Origin of the sequence: Tunturiibacter lichenicola (assembly GCF_051013355.1) — a bacterium.
Lineage (GTDB): Bacteria > Acidobacteriota > Terriglobia > Terriglobales > Acidobacteriaceae > Edaphobacter > Edaphobacter lichenicola_F.
In genome coordinates, this window is record NZ_CP132944.1 from 3,063,824 (window position 1) to 3,080,804 (window position 16,981).

Below are 16,981 nucleotides of genomic sequence, written 5' to 3' on the forward strand. Positions count from 1 at the left end.
TACTTAATCGCCTCGTGGAGCGCATTCAACTCATTGGATCTCGGACCGAAGAAAATCACAACACATCCAACGAGCGGCCCAAAATGCCTCCTCCGCGTTAGTGGTTCTTCTCTGAAGCGAATCCGCCAACGCCACTCGAAAAGTGGATAGGAAATAGGGCGGACGTTATGAACACAAGTCGCCTGAAAATGAGACCGTTCGGTGAACTGCTACTAATCATGCTCTTGGCAGCAACTCTCGGCTGGTTTGTCCAGGCGATTGGAATCGTTGCTGTTCTCTTCATCGTGGTTCTTGTCAAGCGTTTCGGCAAATTCGAAGCGCAGCTAGCAGCTACTACCTTTACCGTTGTGTCAGCTCTCTGTGCACTCGCACCTCACCCTCAGTTCAAAGTCGGTGGGGGCCTCCTGGAAACTGGCCTGTGCATCGCTTCTGTTTGGATCACCATTGCTGTCGCAAGTAACCGCAACAGTGACGAAGAGGCCATTCGCCGGAGCGAGAAAGAGCTGCGCGAGGTAATGGACACCATTCCGGCAATGGTATGCATCGCGCTTCCCGACGGCTCGGTTGTATCTCTAAACAGGCGTTGGATTGAGTATGTGGGTCGCTCCCCGATCGGTTTGAACTGGCAGGCCGCAGTTCACCCCGACGATCTCGAACAGCATTTTGAGGCTTTTCGCAAGTGCTCGACAGCAGGTATGCCCTTTGAGGATGAGGTGCGGCTCCGTCGCGCCGACGGGGAATTCCGCTGGTTTGTTGTTGCTGCCGAGCCATTCCGGGATAAGCAGGGACGGATTCTGAAGTGGTACGGTATTGGCACCGACATCGAAGATCGCAAACGGGCCGAAGAGGCTTTGCAGGTTGCGGAGCATGAGGCGCGAGAATTGCTGGAACGTGTGCCTGCAATGATTTCTCTTCGAACTGTGGAGGGTATTGCCTACACAAATCAACGGATTCACAACTACGTCGGTGTCGAACAGCAAGAATTACACGGTGGGGGCTGGCAGAAATATATCCATCCTGATGATCAAAAACGTGCATTGGCAAATCAGGCACAGTCAACAGAACAAATTGAACCCATGGATCACCTGTTCCGACTCCGTGGAGCGGATGGGGCATATCGCTGGTTCCGAACGATCGCAGAACCATATCCGAGCGTAGATGGAAGGTCCTATTGCTGGTATGGTGTCGCGACAGACATCGATGAACTCTACCGCTCCAGAGAGTTGCTCAGGGAGAGAGAGCTGCAACTGAATCTTCTTACCGAGAATCTCCCCGCTGTTCTGTTCAAGGCCGCACCAGACGGGGCGATCGTCTACATCAATCAAAAGGGGATCGAGTACAGCGGAAGAGCAGCTGAGGATCTAGAGCAGACGGGTTGGACCGATATGATCCACCCAGATGATTTCGAGGAAACCTCAAACCATTGGAATCGGTTGCTCACAGAAAGTGTCGGATATGACACCGTCAATCGCTTTATGTGCGCTGACGGGCAATACCGATGGTTTCACACCAGCGTTGCCCCTTACCGCGATGACACCGGAAAGACCATCGCGTTTCACGGAATCATGCTCGATACAACTACCCAGAAGGCTGCGGAACGCGCTCTCCAACAATCTGACCATCAGATGCAGAGAATGATGGACGCGGTTCCTTCGAGCTTGTATTCGACGGGGCCTGATGGAAAGTATACGTTCGTCAACAAGAAGGCACGTGACTACCTTGGAATGACCCTGGATCAGATCCAAGGCTGGGGATGGGTTGAAGCCACTCACCCTGAAGAGCAGGAATACGTCGTCAAAGAATTCAAGAAGGCTCTTGGGACCGGAAGTTCCTACATCAACGAACATCGCATCCGACGAGCAGACGGGGTTTATCGTTGGCATCTGAGTCGCGCAGAGCCCCTGCGAGACGAAGACGAGCAGATCGTCCAGTGGTTTGGGGTCGCCATCGATATCGATGAGCGAAAGCGAGCAGAGGACCATTTACGGGAAACCCGCGTCAAACTGGCGCGAGCATCTCGAATCGCCACGGTAGCTGAGTTATCCGCATCGATCGCACACGAATTAAACCAGCCTCTCACTGCTGTCATGGCAAATGGTCAGGCCGCTCGGCGCTGGCTATCAAACAGTCCACCGAATTTTAGTGAAGCACTGACTTCGATAGAGCGACTGCTACGCGACGGGGGCGTTGCTGACGAGAGGATGAAGCATATTCGGGCGTTGTTTAAACAGCAACCGCTCAGGAAGAAGCACGCCTGGCCGTCGCAGATCATTCGCGAGGCGATACGATTTGTTCATGAAGACGCGAAGAGAGATGGAATTCCCATTGATGTACAAATTGCGGGTGATCTTCCGCCAATCGTAGTTGAACAAATTCAAATTCAGGAAGTATTGATCAACCTGATCTCGAACGGAATCGAGGCGATGGAAGGCAACGCTCGGCCGCCTCATCTGATCATCAAGGCCGCTTTCGTCAATGAGAGTGACCTTCTAGTTGAAGTTATAGACAATGGACCAGGCCTGAAGGATACCCAGAGTATTTTTGACGCCTTCGTAACAACCAAAGAAAAAGGTATGGGGATAGGTCTGGCCGTTTCCCGGTCTATCATTGAAGCTCACGATGGACAATTATGGGCTGAGAACAATCCAGACTATGGAGCTAAGTTCAGCGTCAAGCTTCCCTGCGGCGCGCGACGAGTGCACGTCTTGAGAGCTGACAAGTAGTTGAGAGCCGAGATCTCCCTGGCTCGACGATGGCAGTCCTTGTTGCGGCTTCATAGCCGATCTCTGCTAAGAGTTCCGCGCTGAAGCATCGGCGAAATTCGCCGTCCCGCGCGCTCCTGCTGCGGTTTCACCCGGGCGGAATTTGACCGATTACGGCTTCGTCAGTATGAACGCTGGTTTGTAACCGAGGTGAGGTTTACTCCCAAGCTCTTCGCAAGGGTTATCCGTGCCATCGAGCAGGTTGGGTCCGGCCCGCAACATGAATCCGCAGGAAACGGCTGCAGCGGGGCGAACCCGGGTGGGCAGATTTGCGGCGTCAGCGGCGCGCGCCTGTTAGATGAAGCGGGGGAAATAACAGAAAGGAAGCCCACATGTACAATTCGGGACTGCGTATGAACATAAAGATTGAGGGATCTGAAAATGGCTGAAAAGACAATAGTGGAGAAGGCCGGCGAGGCTGTTGGTTTCGGAATTGCGATGGCAGAAGATCTGGCAGGCGCGGTCAAAACCGCAGTCGGTGCAGCCGTAACCACGGTGACAGAAGTTTTGAAGACGGGACCTGCCAAGAGCGTCGTGGCAGACAAGTCAGTCCAAAAAGCACCTGCCAAGAAAGCAGCTAAAGACGTGACGAAAAATGCGCCGAAGAAGGCATCTCCGACAAACGCCGCCAAGAAAACCATGGCAAAGAAAGCTGAGAATAAGGCACCTGCGAAGAAGGTTGCCAAAAAGGTTGCAGTCAAGAAAGCTCCGGCTAAGAAAACTGCGAAGAAATCCGTAAAGAAGGCTGCCCGACGGCGGTAAAGAATGTGAGGGAAAATGACGAACGATAAAGCGAGGAAGAAGGCGGCTGAAAAAGTTGAAAAAGCGGTCAGGAAAGCCGTCAAGAAGGGTCTTACTGAAGACGCGGTAGGCAAAGCCGTCTCGCAGGGAATGGCTAAGGCCGCTCTCAAGAAGCCGGTCCGTAAGGCTGCCGCGAAGGCTGATGAACGCGAAGCCAAGACCGCTTGAGAAGACGGTCTATGGCTGTGATGTAATCGATTCTTATGGACTCGATAACGCAAGATGTTGCCGGTAATGCAACCCGGGCAGCCGCGATGGCTGTCGATCGAGTCGTCGTTCCCCACAAGATCAAGATCGTTTCTCAGAGGCGTTAAGAGTTCTCAGTGATCCGCTGCCATTGGACCTAAGGGTTCTCTAGCGTGCGGCGCCCGTGGAGTGGGGTGAATCGAAAGTGAAAGGGCGGCCTATCTGGGACGTGCTCGCAACAGCGAGCTCCTGCACGTTCATTGGCCCTGCGAGGAAGGCGCTGCGGCCTCCCCTGATAGCTGTGGCAAAGGCACTCGCCATTCGAACCGGCTCAAGAGCACGCGATACAGCTGTGTTTAGCAGTACGCCGTCGAATCCCCACTCCATCACCTGACACGCGTGAGACGGAAGACCGATACCCGCGTCTACGATAAGTGTGATCTGTGGGGCGCGTTCACGCAACTCCCGTAAAGCGCGCGGATTGCGTGGTCCTTGACCGGTCCCGATGGGAGCGGCCCAGGGCATTAGCACCATACATCCAGCATCGATGAGGCGTCTGCAAAGAACCCAGTCTTCGGTGCAGTAGGGCAGAACGTGGAAGCCAAGTTTTACAAGTTCGTCCGCAGCCTCGACCAAACCGAATGGGTCTGGTTGCAGGTTGAGTTCGTCTCCAATCACTTCGAGTTTTATGAAGTTGGTCTCAAACAACTCGCGTGCCATGCAGGCGGTCTTTACGGCCTCGCGAGCACTGAAACACCCTGCAGTATTTGGGAGAATTGTCCGCTGGCTCTCCCGAAGCAAGTTCCAAAATGCTTGACCAGACTCCTTCGCGCCGGAGATTTGGCGACGGAGAGACACTGTAAGCATCGCTGGGTCCGCGGCTGAGATTGCATCGGCCAACAGCGAGGGAGAATCATATCGGGCAGTTCCTAGAAGGAGACGGCTCGAAAAACTCTGTCCATACAAATTCAGCTGATCTTCCATTTGTTGTCCATTCATCTCAACCTCCGGCTGTAGGGTGAACGATATCGATCCTGTCTCCAGTGGAAATAACGCACTCTTCGTAGGTTCCCCGCGGAACAAGCTCTTCATTGCACGCGACTACGAACGGAACCGCTGGCGAGAGAAACCTCAGTAACGCATCGAGGGTTCGAAGTTCAGGCAAAAGGCAGGTTTTGCCGTTTACGATGACAAGCATGTCTGCATCTCACGTGAATGATTCCAAGGTCCAAACACAGCCGCAGAGCAGTTCACATCCAGACAGGGCCAGCGTCCGCTTGCCCGCCCGGACAGTAGGCCCAATACCTCCTCGACGATAGTTGGAGTCAATAAGAAACCATGACGATAAAGCCCGTTGATACGCAGAATCTTCTGTTCACGATCGAACTGAATCGCCGGCAGGTTGTTTGGCAGGGCGGGCCGGACCTGGGTGTTGAATTCGAGGATGCGCGCTTCTGCCAGAGCCGGGAGGATCGAATAGGCAGAAGTCAGAAGCTCGAGAACCCCGCGAACGGAGGCGGGCGAGCGATCTTCGGACTCAATGGCGGTGGCACCGACAACTAGTTTTCCGTCTGCGCGCGGAACGATGTATACGGGGTAGCGCGGGTGTAAGAGCCGCAACATGTGATTGAGTTCGACCTCGGGTGCGTGCAGACGCACTATCTCGCCACGCACACCTCGAAGATTGCGGAAATCGCCCTTGGCACCCATGCCGCGGCAATCCACAATAATTCCCGAGTCGGGAAGATTGCCCTCTTCAAGGGTAGTCTCCCAGTGACACTCAATGGCCGCCTCGTCAAGCGCGAGGCCAACCGCTTTCAATAGATCGCGATTGTCAATTTGCGCTTCGCCGGGGACGTACAGCGCTTGGGAAAATCGTGTTCCGAGCTCGGGTTCTACTCGAGCGATTTGCGAACTTTCGAGGCTTTGGACGCACGACTGCGCTTGGCGTGCGGCGAGCATGCTCTGAGCACGGGCGGCTTCTCCCGCGTCCTCGCGGTTCCAAAGCAGAAGAGTTCCAGCATCACGATAGAAGACAGGGATAGGCAGCTCAGATAACCATTGCGGCCATAGCCTAAGACTGTTATTCCCCATTGACGCGATTTGTGCGTCTGCGTCGATGGCTTCCGTCGTCGGAGCGATCATTCCTGCCGCCACCCAAGCTGATGAGTTTATCCCTCGACTACTGGCCGAATCATAGAGGACGACACGCGCACCAGAAAGGGACGCACGCCAGGCCAAACAACGTCCAAGCAGGCCGCCCCCCACGATTGCTACGTCCGGTCGATTCACCGGTAAACCTCGCCACCGAGTTCGGCAAACTCCCGCGACTTTTCCTCCATGCCGGCTTCTGCGTCTCCTTGATATTTCTCGCGAATCTCCTCAGAAATCTTCATCGAGCAGAACTTCGGCCCGCACATCGAGCAGAAATGCGCGGTTTTGGCGCCGTCGTGGGGCAAGGTTTCATCGTGAAACTCACGAGCACGGGCGGGGTCAAGGCTCAGGTTGAACTGATCCTCCCAACGGAACTCGAAGCGCGCCTTGGAGAGGGCATTGTCCCGAATTTGTGCTTCGGGCCATCCCTTGGCTAAGTCTGCTGCATGTGCAGCGAGTTTGTAGCTGATGATGCCCGTACGGACGTCATCTCTATTTGGAAGACCAAGGTGTTCTTTGGGAGTTACGTAGCAGAGCATCGCAGTCCCGTACCAGCCGATCTGTGCCGCGCCTATCGCGCTGGTGATGTGATCGTAACCGGGAGCGACGTCGGTCACGAGCGGCCCCAGCGTGTAGAAAGGTGCTTCGAAGCACTGCCGCAACTCTTCATCCATGTTTTCGCGAATGCGCTGCATCGGTACATGACCAGGGCCTTCGATCATTACCTGGACATCGTGCTTCCACGCACGTTCTGTCAGTGCTCCGAGCGTTCGCAATTCCGCGAACTGCGCCTCGTCGTTGGCGTCGTAAATAGACCCGGGACGAAGGCCATCTCCCAAGCTGAAGGACACATCGTACGCCTTCATGATTTCGCAAATCTCATCGAAATGCGTGTACAGAAAATTCTCCTGGTGGTGTGCAAGGCACCACTTCGCCATGATGGAACCGCCGCGCGACACGATTCCCGTCAGGCGCTTCGCCGTAAGCGGAATCCACGGCAGCCGAACTCCGGCATGCAGCGTGAAATAATCCACACCCTGCTCGGCTTGCTCGATGAGCGTGTCCCGCATCAACTCCCAGGTGAGTTCTTCGGCGCGGCCACCCACTTTTTCAAGAGCTTGATAGATTGGAACGGTGCCGATCGGTACCGGCGAGTTGCGAAGAATCCATTCCCGGAGTTCGTGAATATGTTCCCCCGTGGACAAATCCATGATGGTGTCGGCGCCCCAATAGGCAGCCCAGATCATCTTGTCCACCTCCTCCGCAGGCGAGGACGTGACTGCGGAGTTGCCGATGTTGGCGTTGATTTTGACTCTGAAATTCCTGCCTATAATCATCGGTTCCAGTTCGATATGGTTAATATTGGCGGGAATGATTGCGCGGCCGGCGGCCACCTCTTCGCGGACAAATTCGGGCGTTATCCGAGGGGGAAGATGCGCGCCGAAAGACTGACCGCGATGTTGCGAGAGAAGCGCGCGGTAAGCCGGGTCTTCTGACAACTCATGCAAGTGCATCGATTCACGCAGGGCAACGAATTCCATCTCCGGCGTTATGATCCCCTTACGCGCATAGTGCATCTGGCTGAGGTTTTGACCCTTTCGCGCACGCCGAGAGATGGGCGGAGAAGGGAAGCGCAAGTTGTATGTCAGTAGATCCCTTTCGCGCTCGCGCGCATACTCAGAGCTGGGCGCGGCAAGAATCTCGGTATTGTCACGCTGCTCGATCCAGTCGGCGCGAAGACCGGGCAGTCCGCGAGACAGGTCGATCCGCACGTCGCCGTCGGTGTATGGCCCGGAAGTGTCGTAAACCGGTAATGGAGGGTTCTCTTCTATGCGATCACGATGGCTCGTGGGGGACAGAGCGATCTCCCGGTAAGGTACACGCAAGTCCCCGCAATTGCCTTGAAGGTAACGCTTGTGCGATGCAGGATAGGAGGAAGGTGTACGTATTGTCGAAAACGTTGGCGATTGTTTCAAAATTTGATCCTCTCTGCGCAGCAGATACCACTCACAACCGAACGACCTTCCTCACCATGTCAAACTCGTGCGAAGGAGAAATACGTCGGCGTGGTGTTCATTGTTCGCCACCCCAGCGGCCATCGGGTTCCAAATGTGCTGATAACTTGGGATCAGCCTGATCGCCGGAATGATCGCGAAATCGTAGGAGACCTCGAGCCCATTCTCGTTTTTCACATTGGCTGGGGCTGCGGTGAGTTGCTTGAAGTCGTCTTTCAAAGGCTGACTGATTCCATTGTGATAGATTCCCAATCCAAAACTGTCATTGGGCCGGTGATCGGAGAGGCCATAGGCAAACAACGCTACGCTCCCATCCCGCGTGATGGTGTTGGTGTCCTCTGGGGCATATCCGATGCGTCCTATCAGACCAATTCCTCTGAGCGACTGGCCACTCCCGAGTTTCGCAGCGACCGCCTCGGGGCTATCTTTCACAAAGAGATACTGCGAAAAGTTTCCGATCGTAACCCAACTCTTACTCTTATAGTTGGTGGGCAAAGCCTGAGTCGAAGGAGTCCCCAAAAGAACTCCGACAGCCTGCGGAACCTCCGACGGTGACAACTGCCCAAAGGGTGACGTCAAATCGATCTTCGGCTTGTTCGTCCAGTTGGCCTGGCCCCAGTATTGGCCCGGCAAGTTGCGGATCTTATAGGAAAAGATGGTAATGCCGTAGATGTTTACCCGATTGAAAGCGTTCGTGGCGAAATTATTTGCCTCGCTATTCGGATCGTACACACCAGCAGAAGCGGTTAGCCATTTTGACGGCGTCCACACCCCAATCCCTACCCACGAAGTGGTGTTGTAAAAATTGAGAGCCATCGGATTTTTGTTGAAGTTCAGGTTTGCGAAGTCGTACTTGTAGCTGTTGCCGAAAAGGGTTTGGTCGGCGTGGGTGAGCACGTTGACCTTTCCCAGGATGACGGAGAATTTCGGCGTCAGAGACTGCAATAAGAGATACTCCGTGGGGAGGACATCATGGACGAAGAAGGGACCCGGGAAGGCCAGCCCGGTGTACTGAGGCACGGTGGCGCCCACGGTAAAAGTATTTTGCGCTGAAGAGCTTCCATTCCTGGCTTCCAAAGTGATGTGGACTATGCCGCCCGGCCAGAGTCCGGCGCGCCCGGTATCCAAATTCATCGAAAGCTGAGTGTTTTGAATGAAGGAGCCCCCGGTTTTGAGGCCACCTGACGCTACATCTTGATATGCACTAATTGAGTAAAGATCCAAGAAGAATCCATGACGCGCTAGATCTGTTCGCAGCCCGCCCCAATCGCCACTCAATTGAGTGCGATAGTGGAAATCTTTCGAGTCGGTTCCTGGCAACCCGAACACGGGTCCGTTGTTGAGGTATGGCAGGAGGTAGGGTGCCAAATTAGCAATAGAAGCTTTTTTTGTTAGAACTGGGCCCCAGGAGTCAGCTGCATTCGCGTGTGAAGGAGTAGTTGTTTCTTTGATCGGATCATTGTCATGAGTTGGGTTGGTGACCTCGTTCTGACCTACATCCGCATCTGGCGTCATGGGCGCGCCGAACCTATTGTGTGGTGAGGGTACGACATTCGCTGATGATTCAAAGAAATTAGCCAACTGGCCGTCTATGTTAGGGGCTTGACCAAACAGCTTGTTTTGGGCGCACGGCGCCAGAAGTGCGACTGTGAAAAGCACAGTTCTTCCGGCGCCGTTTTTAAACATCTTGATAGACATCGTTTGTTCCTATTGAGTTGAAGCTAGCCCACGTCGGGTACCAGCGGCCGGAGTTGATGCGCGACGCGAATGGCGATTACCGTTGGCCCGTCGGCAGCGAGAGCTGTTTTGAAAGCCTCCTTGATCTCTTCCGTAGTATTGGCGGCCACTCCGATACAGCCAAAGGCCTTGGCGGTTGCGACAATATTGAGTCCGGGCAGATCAAGCGCGGGCACGTTGGGAGTTTTTTCAAGCAACGCAAACTCTTTGAGAATCGCGTACTCGTCGTTGCAGGGGACGATGTAGATGAGCTTGAGTTTCTGTTGAGCCGCGGTATAGAGGCTCTGGATCGAATACTGGAGAGCTCCATCCCCAATGGCAGCGATGACCGGGCGCCCGGTCCCCAGCTTTTTCTGGGCAATCGCAACGCCCACCGCCGCCGGTTCTCCCCATCCAAGTCCACCACTCGCAAAGGTGTAGTAGGAACCGGGCTCGTTGATTGGCCAATACTGCGCGAGATCCCCGAAATTAGAAGCTGTTTCGTTCACCAGAATGGCATTTTCTGGCCGCAACTCGCTCAATGCGGCGAATGCCTCAAGGGCCGTTAAAGGGCTATTCGGTGGCGCTGGAAGTTTTCGTTCGATGTGTGGTGCCGCAGGAGCGGGCCGCGACGTCACTTCCGGAATTGCCTCGTTCAATGCCTCCAGAGCCAGCTTTGCGTCTGCCAACAGGCTGTCCCCGACGATTGCGGCGGCCGCATCGTAAGGGTCACTGGTGATCTGCAGGAGTTCAGCACCTTCGGGAAGGTAGTCGCCTGCAACGTAGGGGTAATACCGGAAGACCTGGGCTCCAACCACGATGATGAGGTCATGGCCGCGAAGCTTTTTGCTCAGTGGCCCAATCGCAAACGGGGCCATACCTCGAAACTGCGGGTGAGTTTGAGGGAAGGACGCTTTATCAGATAGCGGCGACATATACACCGGAGCTCTCAAGCGCTCCGCAAATTTGATGCCGGCATCCCAACCGCCTGCGCGCTCGATCTCAGGCCCGTAAAGCAAAACTGGATTCTTGCTCTTCCGAATCTTTTCGGCGAACTGAGCAAGCCGCTCGGGGTCTGGAGAGTACCGCGAGCTCGCAGTTCGAACGACCGCCTCTCCCAGGGCCGGCTGATCCCAGTCGTCGAGCGGAATCGATAGGAATACCGGGCCTGCAGGCGGTTGCATAGCAACCGTATAGGCCCTCATGATTGCTCCGGGGACGTCTTGTGCCCTTACTGGTTGATATGCCCACTTAACCCATGGCTTCGGTAGGTTCGTCTCTTCGCGGTTCGTAAGATATGGATCGCAAAGGATCATCTCGCGTGTCTGTTGACCCGCCGTGATGATGAGGGGCGTTTTGTTCTGAAAGGCCGTCATGATGTTGCCCATGCCGTGCCCGGTCCCCGCAGACGTATGCAGATTCAGCAGCGCTGGCTTTCCAGTAGCTTGAGCAAAGCCGTCTGCCATCGCTACCGCAGTCGCCTCCTGCAGACAAAGTACATATTCAAAGTCCTTCGGGAAGTTCTTAAGAAACGGCTGCTCTGTCGACCCCGGGTTTCCGAAAAACGTTGTCAATCCTAGCTTCCGTAAGAGGTCATACGTAACATCCCAGACTGTCGGCTGAGTTTCGCGTCGCTCATCTTTGAGCGCCTCTAGGACTGCGGTTTGGCTGTTTCTGCTCATTTCCAAATCTCCTAATGCGGTGTCCGGCTCTTCGGCGTTGGATCGTCACGAAGTGCTACTGTAGTCCTGAACAAATGGTGACAAGTTCCCGAAAGCTTGAGAACCTGCGCAATGGGTAGTTCATGGTGACGGGCCTCACAATGTCGTTGGTCTGCGCATTGGACTCGTCACCATATGTCGGAAGCATCCCACATCTGATAGCCAGGCGAAACTACATGAATCTAGTAGCTCTAACGTTCGATGGTTGGGTTTATTGCGATCACGAAGCGTGAGCACAGAAGACAATCGCCCGTCGACGGCGGCCCTTTGCGCGTCGCTGATGTCTAAACCTTGGCCAATGACGGCGCCGGCCTGCCATTCAGCACAGCATCAATGTTGTCGAGTGCAACCATGCCCATCTTCGTCCTGCTCTCGATGGTTGCAGTGCCGATATGCGGCAGCAAAAAGACATTCTTGAGTTCGAGATAGCCGGAATTGAGCTTTGGTTCTCCCTCAAACACATCGAGACCGGCCGCAGCAAGGTGGCCGCTCTTGAGAGCAGCAATCAAATCTTCATCAACGATCAAGCCACCCCGGGCAGTGTTCACTACAATCGCACCTCGCGGAAGGAGGGCAATCGTTCTTGCATTAAGGAAGTGATGGGTCTCCTCCGTCTCCGGGGTATTCAGGCTGAGGAACTGACTCACACCGAGAAGCTCCGATGGATCGGAATGAAAGACAGCTTCGCTCGCCTTTTCCCCTGGAAGCGGCTGCGGATTTGAGTAATGAATATTCATGCCGAATGCCCGGGCGCGTTTCGCAACCGCCTGACCAATTCGTCCCATACCCAGAATTCCGAGGGTCTTTCCCGTCACCTGCCAGCCCAAAAGTGCGGCCGCGCGAGAAACCGTCCATTCACCGCTTCTAATCAGATCCTGTGCCTCGAATGCTCTGCGACTAGCGCCAAGCAGCAGCAACATGGCTACGTCCGCCGTTGCGTCGGTTACTTCGGCGGGGGTGTATCCAATTGCGATATTTCGTTCCGCCGCGGCATGCATATCGATTTGGTCTACGCCAACGGAATGCGTTGAGATCACCTTGACGGAGGGTGAGACTCGTCTGAAGAAATCCGCATCGAGCCTGTCGAATGGCGTGATCAGAATTGCGTCTGCGCCATCTGCCGCGGCGAGGAACTCTTCCCGTGTAAAGGCTGTTCCGTCTTCTTTGCGCCGGACATCGTATTCGCTATTGATCCGCGTCTCAACTGGCTTGATGAAATGCGACGTCACTACCAAGACCGGTTTCTTCATGAATTCTGTTCTCCCCAAAAGGTGCGTTCTTTCAACAAGAAGAGCTAGTCGCCGCTGACGGCACGGGGTTAGGAAGTGGGCGTCATTCGAGGATCTCAGGTCCCCCTATGGATTCGAACCTAGACCGCTTTCATCTCCTACCCCTTCTTCGGGAAAAGGAGCTGCACCTGAAACCTTGCGGACCAGTTCGTGGTGCCCTGCGGACGCTCGACATTGCTAAAGAATTGGGTGTACATGTTCACGGGCACGACACCGATCCGCACGATCTTCCCAGCTCCGCCGCCCACAGGAACTAGCCATCGTTGGGCTCGTTGTTTCTCCCAGTCTGCGGTGACGACCGGTGAGGATGTGAGATACCACCCGTGACGAAAGTTGTAATTTACGAATGGCTGCATCACCATCTGATTGACGTCCGGTCGTGCCGATGGTCCTGCCACGGAGAATACGTTGTTTACCAGCGTTCCAAATAGCCAGTGTCCTTGGCTTCTGAGAACAACAGCAGTGGGGCCTACACTGAGTTTCTTTGTTCCGAGTATGTTTTCTGAGGCGGTAGGAATGGAAACTATTGGTCCTACACCCCAAATGATGTGGCTGGACTTTGTTGGGGACAGAAACAACGATAGGCTGACGTCACCTATCCCGCTCACACCGCCTATGCTAGGGGTGAGGTCGGGCACCTGAATTACCGGAATAATGGTTCGGGTAATTAGATTCCAATCATTCGACAACTTGAAGGGGACGACAGGCTTCATCTGCAGGACGTAGCTGTCGTCCTTCTTGATTCCTGTTTGAGGGTTGAAATCATTCTCGAACGGCACTGAAATTAGGCGCGCGATCGGATTCTGAGCTTGCTTAGCGATATCCGAATTCTGAGCGAATGTTGGTGAGCTTCCGCCCCCGAATATAGCAACCATCCCCACCACGATCGAGACGATTCCAGCGCGAACTTTACTACGTGACACGATCCAATCAGAAGCAGTAACAAATCGAACATTGCAACTCATGCTTGTTTATCCTTGCCGGGCGGACTTGCTCGTCTTCAACCAAATGCTTCCGAAGTAAGACAGGCTGAGAGTAGCAACTGAAATAGAAGCGAACAATTACATGTTTCTGGGGTATGCATTAAGAGATTCCATCCTCACGGCACAGGTCCGCTACTTGACATCTCCTCTTTCAGATAACTCGACAAAAACCGCACGTTGATCCAAGATCCAAACTCTCTTTCCAGGGCATACAACATCGTCGTGCGTTGACCAAAGCTGAGGAAACGTCGCCGTCGCGCTTCGCTGTAAACCATGTCTTCGATCTGTTTTGTAACGGAAGTGCTAAGTACGCTCAGTCTGTATGTCTCTCTTGGAGTGGGCGCGGCTTCGGTTCTCCTGTAGAGAGAAGGATCAGAGCCATGCAGACAGTCAGATCATTTGTTGGGATGGATGTCCACAAGGAGATCATCTAGATCAGCATTGCGGAAGACGGGCGGAACGGCCCGGTGCGGTTCCTGGGAGTGATTCCGAACGCGGCAGACGATGTAGCCATTATGCCCAAGCGACGCTCGAAGCATGGGGAGCTCGACTTCTGCTATGAAGCGAGTGGTTGTGGTTACGGCATCCATCGCCAGCTCACTGCGCTTGGGCACAAGTGCATTGTGGTCGCGCCGTCGATGATCCCGCGCAAGCCTGGCGAGCGGATCAAGACCGACAGGCGCGATTCGGAGAAGCTGGCGATCTTGCACAGGCCCGGCGACCTAACGCCCGTCTGGGTTCCAGACACCACGCACGAAGCACTTCGCGACCTGGTCAGAGCCCGAGTGGATGCATCGATGCACCTGATGCGTGCGCGCCAGCAGTTGCTCGCATTCCTGCTTAGACATGGCCGTAGCCAGCGACGTCGGTACTGTTCACAAGGTCTGTGCCAATCCCACCTGCCCGGTCCATCATCCGAAACAGGAGACGAACCGGGACGATTCCAAGTGGAAGGCAGAACAGGAGAAGCAACGCAAGGAGCAAGTCATCGCCAATACCACGAGCATTCGCGTCTTGAAGGCCATCGGCGACGCAGTTCCGGGTGCGTCTGATGAAGCGCGATTTGTTATTTGTCCTGATACAGACGCGTTCCCGCTCTTGAATGAGTGGCAGCTACAAACACTGGCCCGGCAGCACGGTATCCGCAAAGATCGGGAAACCGACATGCTGGACAAGTTGTTTGCCGCCTTCCTACGCCGCGCTGCTGAGGGGACACTCTCTCGCCTTCTTGTCGAGGTTAGTGTTGTGATTGCTACAGGACGAAGCAACGGAACGAATGCTCTCCGCGAGGCAGCGGCCATTTACAAGGTGGACACCGATGCGATAGCTCTCAAAGTAAAACAGGAGTTCGCCGCCAAGGCGAAGACCAAAAAGGAAACCAAGCCGGTAACTTCAGGCACGGGCAAGAGTCGCAAGGCAGCCTAGACAGCGTTGGGAGTCGCGAGGCCCCCACTTTTTTGCATAACCGGCTCCGCGCCGCGCGGCAGGACGACGTCTCCCCTTCCTGCACCTTTCCCTTTTCTGTCTGCGGCGCCAAGCACACTAAAAGCGAGTGTCTAGCGGACCAATCCCCCCTTCACGAGTAGAAGTACCTCCGCACGCAGTTGGACATCATTGCGTAGCAATTGCATCTTTATGTCATTTTCGTAGAGAGTTGTGCGGGATCGTTTCTTTCTGCGATTCGCGACTGGGCGCAACGGTGGCATGTTACAGGAACATGTGATTGTTTCGACGTGAAGCGATTGCTAACCTTTGGCTTGAAGTTTGGTATTCCGGCGTTCACGGTTCCTGGCTGCGAAGCCAGAGGTTCAGCGTCTTTCTGCAATGGGTGTGGACTTATCTGAGCAGCAAGCGCGGCCTTGGCTGATTATCAGTCAGCAGTCTGGCAGGTGAGTCAAGTTGTACTACCAATCAAAAAGGGAATTCTATGTCAATCGAGAAGGTAATTTACACCGCCAGGGCAAAGGCCATGGGCGGGCGAGTTGGGACCGCGAAATCAGATGATGGACAAATTGATCTGAAACTTGACCGTCCAGTTGAAATGAGCGGTAAAGGGAATGGAACCAACCCGGAGCAACTATTTGCGGTAGGCTATGCAGCCTGTTTCATCGGCGCCCTGAGAGTTGTTGCGGGAAAGCGCCACATCCGGATACCGGAGGATGTAGCGATTGACTCAGCGGTCTCCTTTGGCCCATTGAAGGGAGAAGCTGAAGGATTTGGAATTGCCGTGGCTATGACAATTCATCTACCCGGCATTGAAAGAGCCATTGCAGAGGAACTGGTGCATCACGCCCATCAGGTATGCCCGTATTCCAACGCGACCCGAGGCAATCTCGACGTACTACTGACTGTTGCCTAGAAGCAGTGGCGCCACCATGAATCTACTCCTGGCTGGCGCCTGACCCTTTGAGCAGCAGGCTGAAAGTAGCTCCGCCACCCGAATTATCTGTAGCCCAGAGCTCTCCGTCGTGGGCTTCGACGATGGAACGTGAGATGGCGAGTCCAATGCCCATCCCGTTCTCTTTGGTTGATACGAATGCGTCGAATATATTGTTAGCTCCATCATCCGGTAGCCCGCGGCCGTTGTCTATAAACTCCGTCAATACTCGGCCGCCTTCGGCCTTCCGAATTCGAATACGCAGGAGTGGCTGCCGGTCTATGTCCTGCAGGGCGTCAATCGCGTTGCTGACCAGATTGATGATGATTTGCTGAATCTGATATCGATCCACGAGAACTTCAAGGACAGGTTCTTCGAATTCGTACTCGACCGGCGTGGATCTCCGACTGGCGTCTTCCTTCAAGAGCCCAATTACCTCCCCAAGAAGCTCCACCATGCTGAATGAAGCTTTAGCCGTGGGTTGTTGCTTGTAGAGAGAACGGATGTTGCGTATCGCCGCATCTATCGCACGGCCATCACGGACGACACGCTCGATTGAGGTGACAGCGTTCTCAATGTTCGGGGTTGGGGCGTTCAGCCACCGGAAACATGCCTGCGCGTTCGCGAGCAACGATGACAACGGCTGATTCAATTCGTGCGCGATCGATGCGGAGATCTCCCATACAAGCGACGTCCGTGACGTCCGGGAGAGATTCGCCCTCAGGTCACGAAGTTTACCCTCCGCAACTTTCCGTTCGTGGATGTCGATGGTGACTCCAAACCATCTAACTATGTTGCCGGCCTCATCCTTCGACGGCTCTGCGCGGCTCAAGACCCAACGCCAGGTGCCATCCTTTATTTGAAGTCGATATTCAGCGCTGTATGAGTTTCCAGTCGCCAACGTCTTAGCAAATTCCCGCGATACTGAATCGCGATCCTCGGGATGCGAATACTCTATCCACTTTCCGTTTTGGATA

14 protein-coding genes and 1 pseudogene are annotated in these 16,981 nt (G+C 54.6%); 6 read left to right on the plus strand and 9 right to left on the minus strand.

The annotated features are described in order from the left end of the window. Positions 1 to 167 precede the first annotated feature (167 nt). The 3 genes from RBB82_RS12990 to RBB82_RS13000 all read left to right on the plus strand — a co-directional run bounded on the left by RBB82_RS12990 (position 168) and on the right by RBB82_RS13000 (position 3,731). Positions 168 to 2,723, plus strand: coding sequence for a PAS domain-containing protein (locus tag RBB82_RS12990; protein ID WP_433970966.1), 2,556 nt, complete (start codon positions 168 to 170; stop codon positions 2,721 to 2,723). A gap of 420 nt (positions 2,724 to 3,143) precedes the next feature. Next, a complete protein-coding gene (locus tag RBB82_RS12995; protein WP_433970968.1) occupies positions 3,144 to 3,524 on the plus strand; it encodes a hypothetical protein in 381 nt (126 codons plus the stop codon). Positions 3,525 to 3,539: 15 nt separating this feature from the next. Beyond that, positions 3,540 to 3,731, plus strand: a complete 192-nt coding sequence (locus RBB82_RS13000; RefSeq protein WP_433970969.1) for a hypothetical protein — start codon at positions 3,540 to 3,542, stop codon at positions 3,729 to 3,731. 186 nt (positions 3,732 to 3,917) lie between these two features. On the opposite strand, the gene RBB82_RS13005 is transcribed toward RBB82_RS13000, so the two are convergent. From RBB82_RS13005 to RBB82_RS13040, 8 genes are all read right to left on the minus strand, one after another. Next, positions 3,918 to 4,748 (minus strand): thiazole synthase, encoded by an 831-nt coding sequence (locus tag RBB82_RS13005; RefSeq protein ID WP_433970971.1) that lies wholly within the window; start codon positions 4,746 to 4,748, stop codon positions 3,918 to 3,920. 1 nt (position 4,749) lies between these two features. Continuing rightward, positions 4,750 to 4,947, minus strand: a complete 198-nt coding sequence (gene thiS / locus RBB82_RS13010) for a sulfur carrier protein ThiS (RefSeq protein ID WP_433970972.1) — start codon at positions 4,945 to 4,947, stop codon at positions 4,750 to 4,752. Beyond that, positions 4,932 to 6,041, minus strand: a complete 1,110-nt coding sequence (thiO, locus tag RBB82_RS13015; protein WP_433970973.1) for a glycine oxidase ThiO — start codon at positions 6,039 to 6,041, stop codon at positions 4,932 to 4,934. Before thiO ends, thiS begins: the two co-directional genes overlap by 16 nt. Next, positions 6,038 to 7,879, minus strand: a complete 1,842-nt coding sequence (thiC, locus tag RBB82_RS13020; protein WP_433970975.1) for a phosphomethylpyrimidine synthase ThiC — start codon at positions 7,877 to 7,879, stop codon at positions 6,038 to 6,040. Before thiC ends, thiO begins: the two co-directional genes overlap by 4 nt. 51 nt (positions 7,880 to 7,930) lie before the next feature. Continuing rightward, the gene (locus RBB82_RS13025; RefSeq protein WP_433970976.1) at positions 7,931 to 9,433 is read right to left on the minus strand and encodes a carbohydrate porin; all 1,503 of its coding nucleotides are present in this window, start codon (positions 9,431 to 9,433) and stop codon (positions 7,931 to 7,933) included. Positions 9,434 to 9,639: 206 nt separating this feature from the next. Further along, positions 9,640 to 11,316, minus strand: coding sequence for a benzoylformate decarboxylase (gene mdlC / locus RBB82_RS13030; RefSeq protein WP_433970977.1), 1,677 nt, complete (start codon positions 11,314 to 11,316; stop codon positions 9,640 to 9,642). Positions 11,317 to 11,639: 323 nt separating this feature from the next. Continuing rightward, positions 11,640 to 12,605 carry a 2-hydroxyacid dehydrogenase gene (locus RBB82_RS13035; protein WP_433970979.1) on the minus strand — a complete coding sequence of 322 codons (966 nt, stop codon included), beginning with the start codon at positions 12,603 to 12,605 and terminating at the stop codon, positions 11,640 to 11,642. A 137-nt stretch (positions 12,606 to 12,742) separates the two neighbouring features. After that, entirely contained in the window at positions 12,743 to 13,609 is an 867-nt protein-coding gene (locus tag RBB82_RS13040) for a neuromedin U (protein WP_433970981.1), read from the minus strand. Positions 13,610 to 14,142: 533 nt separating this feature from the next. Here RBB82_RS13040 and RBB82_RS13045 point away from each other — a divergent pair. The 3 genes and pseudogenes from RBB82_RS13045 to RBB82_RS13055 form a co-directional block, all read left to right on the plus strand. Next, positions 14,143 to 14,409: pseudogene (locus tag RBB82_RS13045) on the plus strand (IS110 family transposase); the annotation flags it as partial. Between the two features lie 64 nt (positions 14,410 to 14,473). Then, a complete protein-coding gene (locus tag RBB82_RS13050) occupies positions 14,474 to 15,052 on the plus strand; it encodes a hypothetical protein (RefSeq protein ID WP_433975465.1) in 579 nt (192 codons plus the stop codon). 502 nt (positions 15,053 to 15,554) lie between these two features. Further along, entirely contained in the window at positions 15,555 to 15,986 is a 432-nt protein-coding gene (locus tag RBB82_RS13055; protein WP_433970983.1) for an organic hydroperoxide resistance protein, read from the plus strand. Positions 15,987 to 16,008: 22 nt separating this feature from the next. Here the strand turns inward: RBB82_RS13055 and RBB82_RS13060 are convergent, their stop codons facing one another. Next, positions 16,009 to 16,980, minus strand: coding sequence for an ATP-binding protein (locus RBB82_RS13060; RefSeq protein WP_433975376.1), 972 nt, complete (start codon positions 16,978 to 16,980; stop codon positions 16,009 to 16,011). Between the last annotated feature and the right edge of the window lies 1 nt (position 16,981).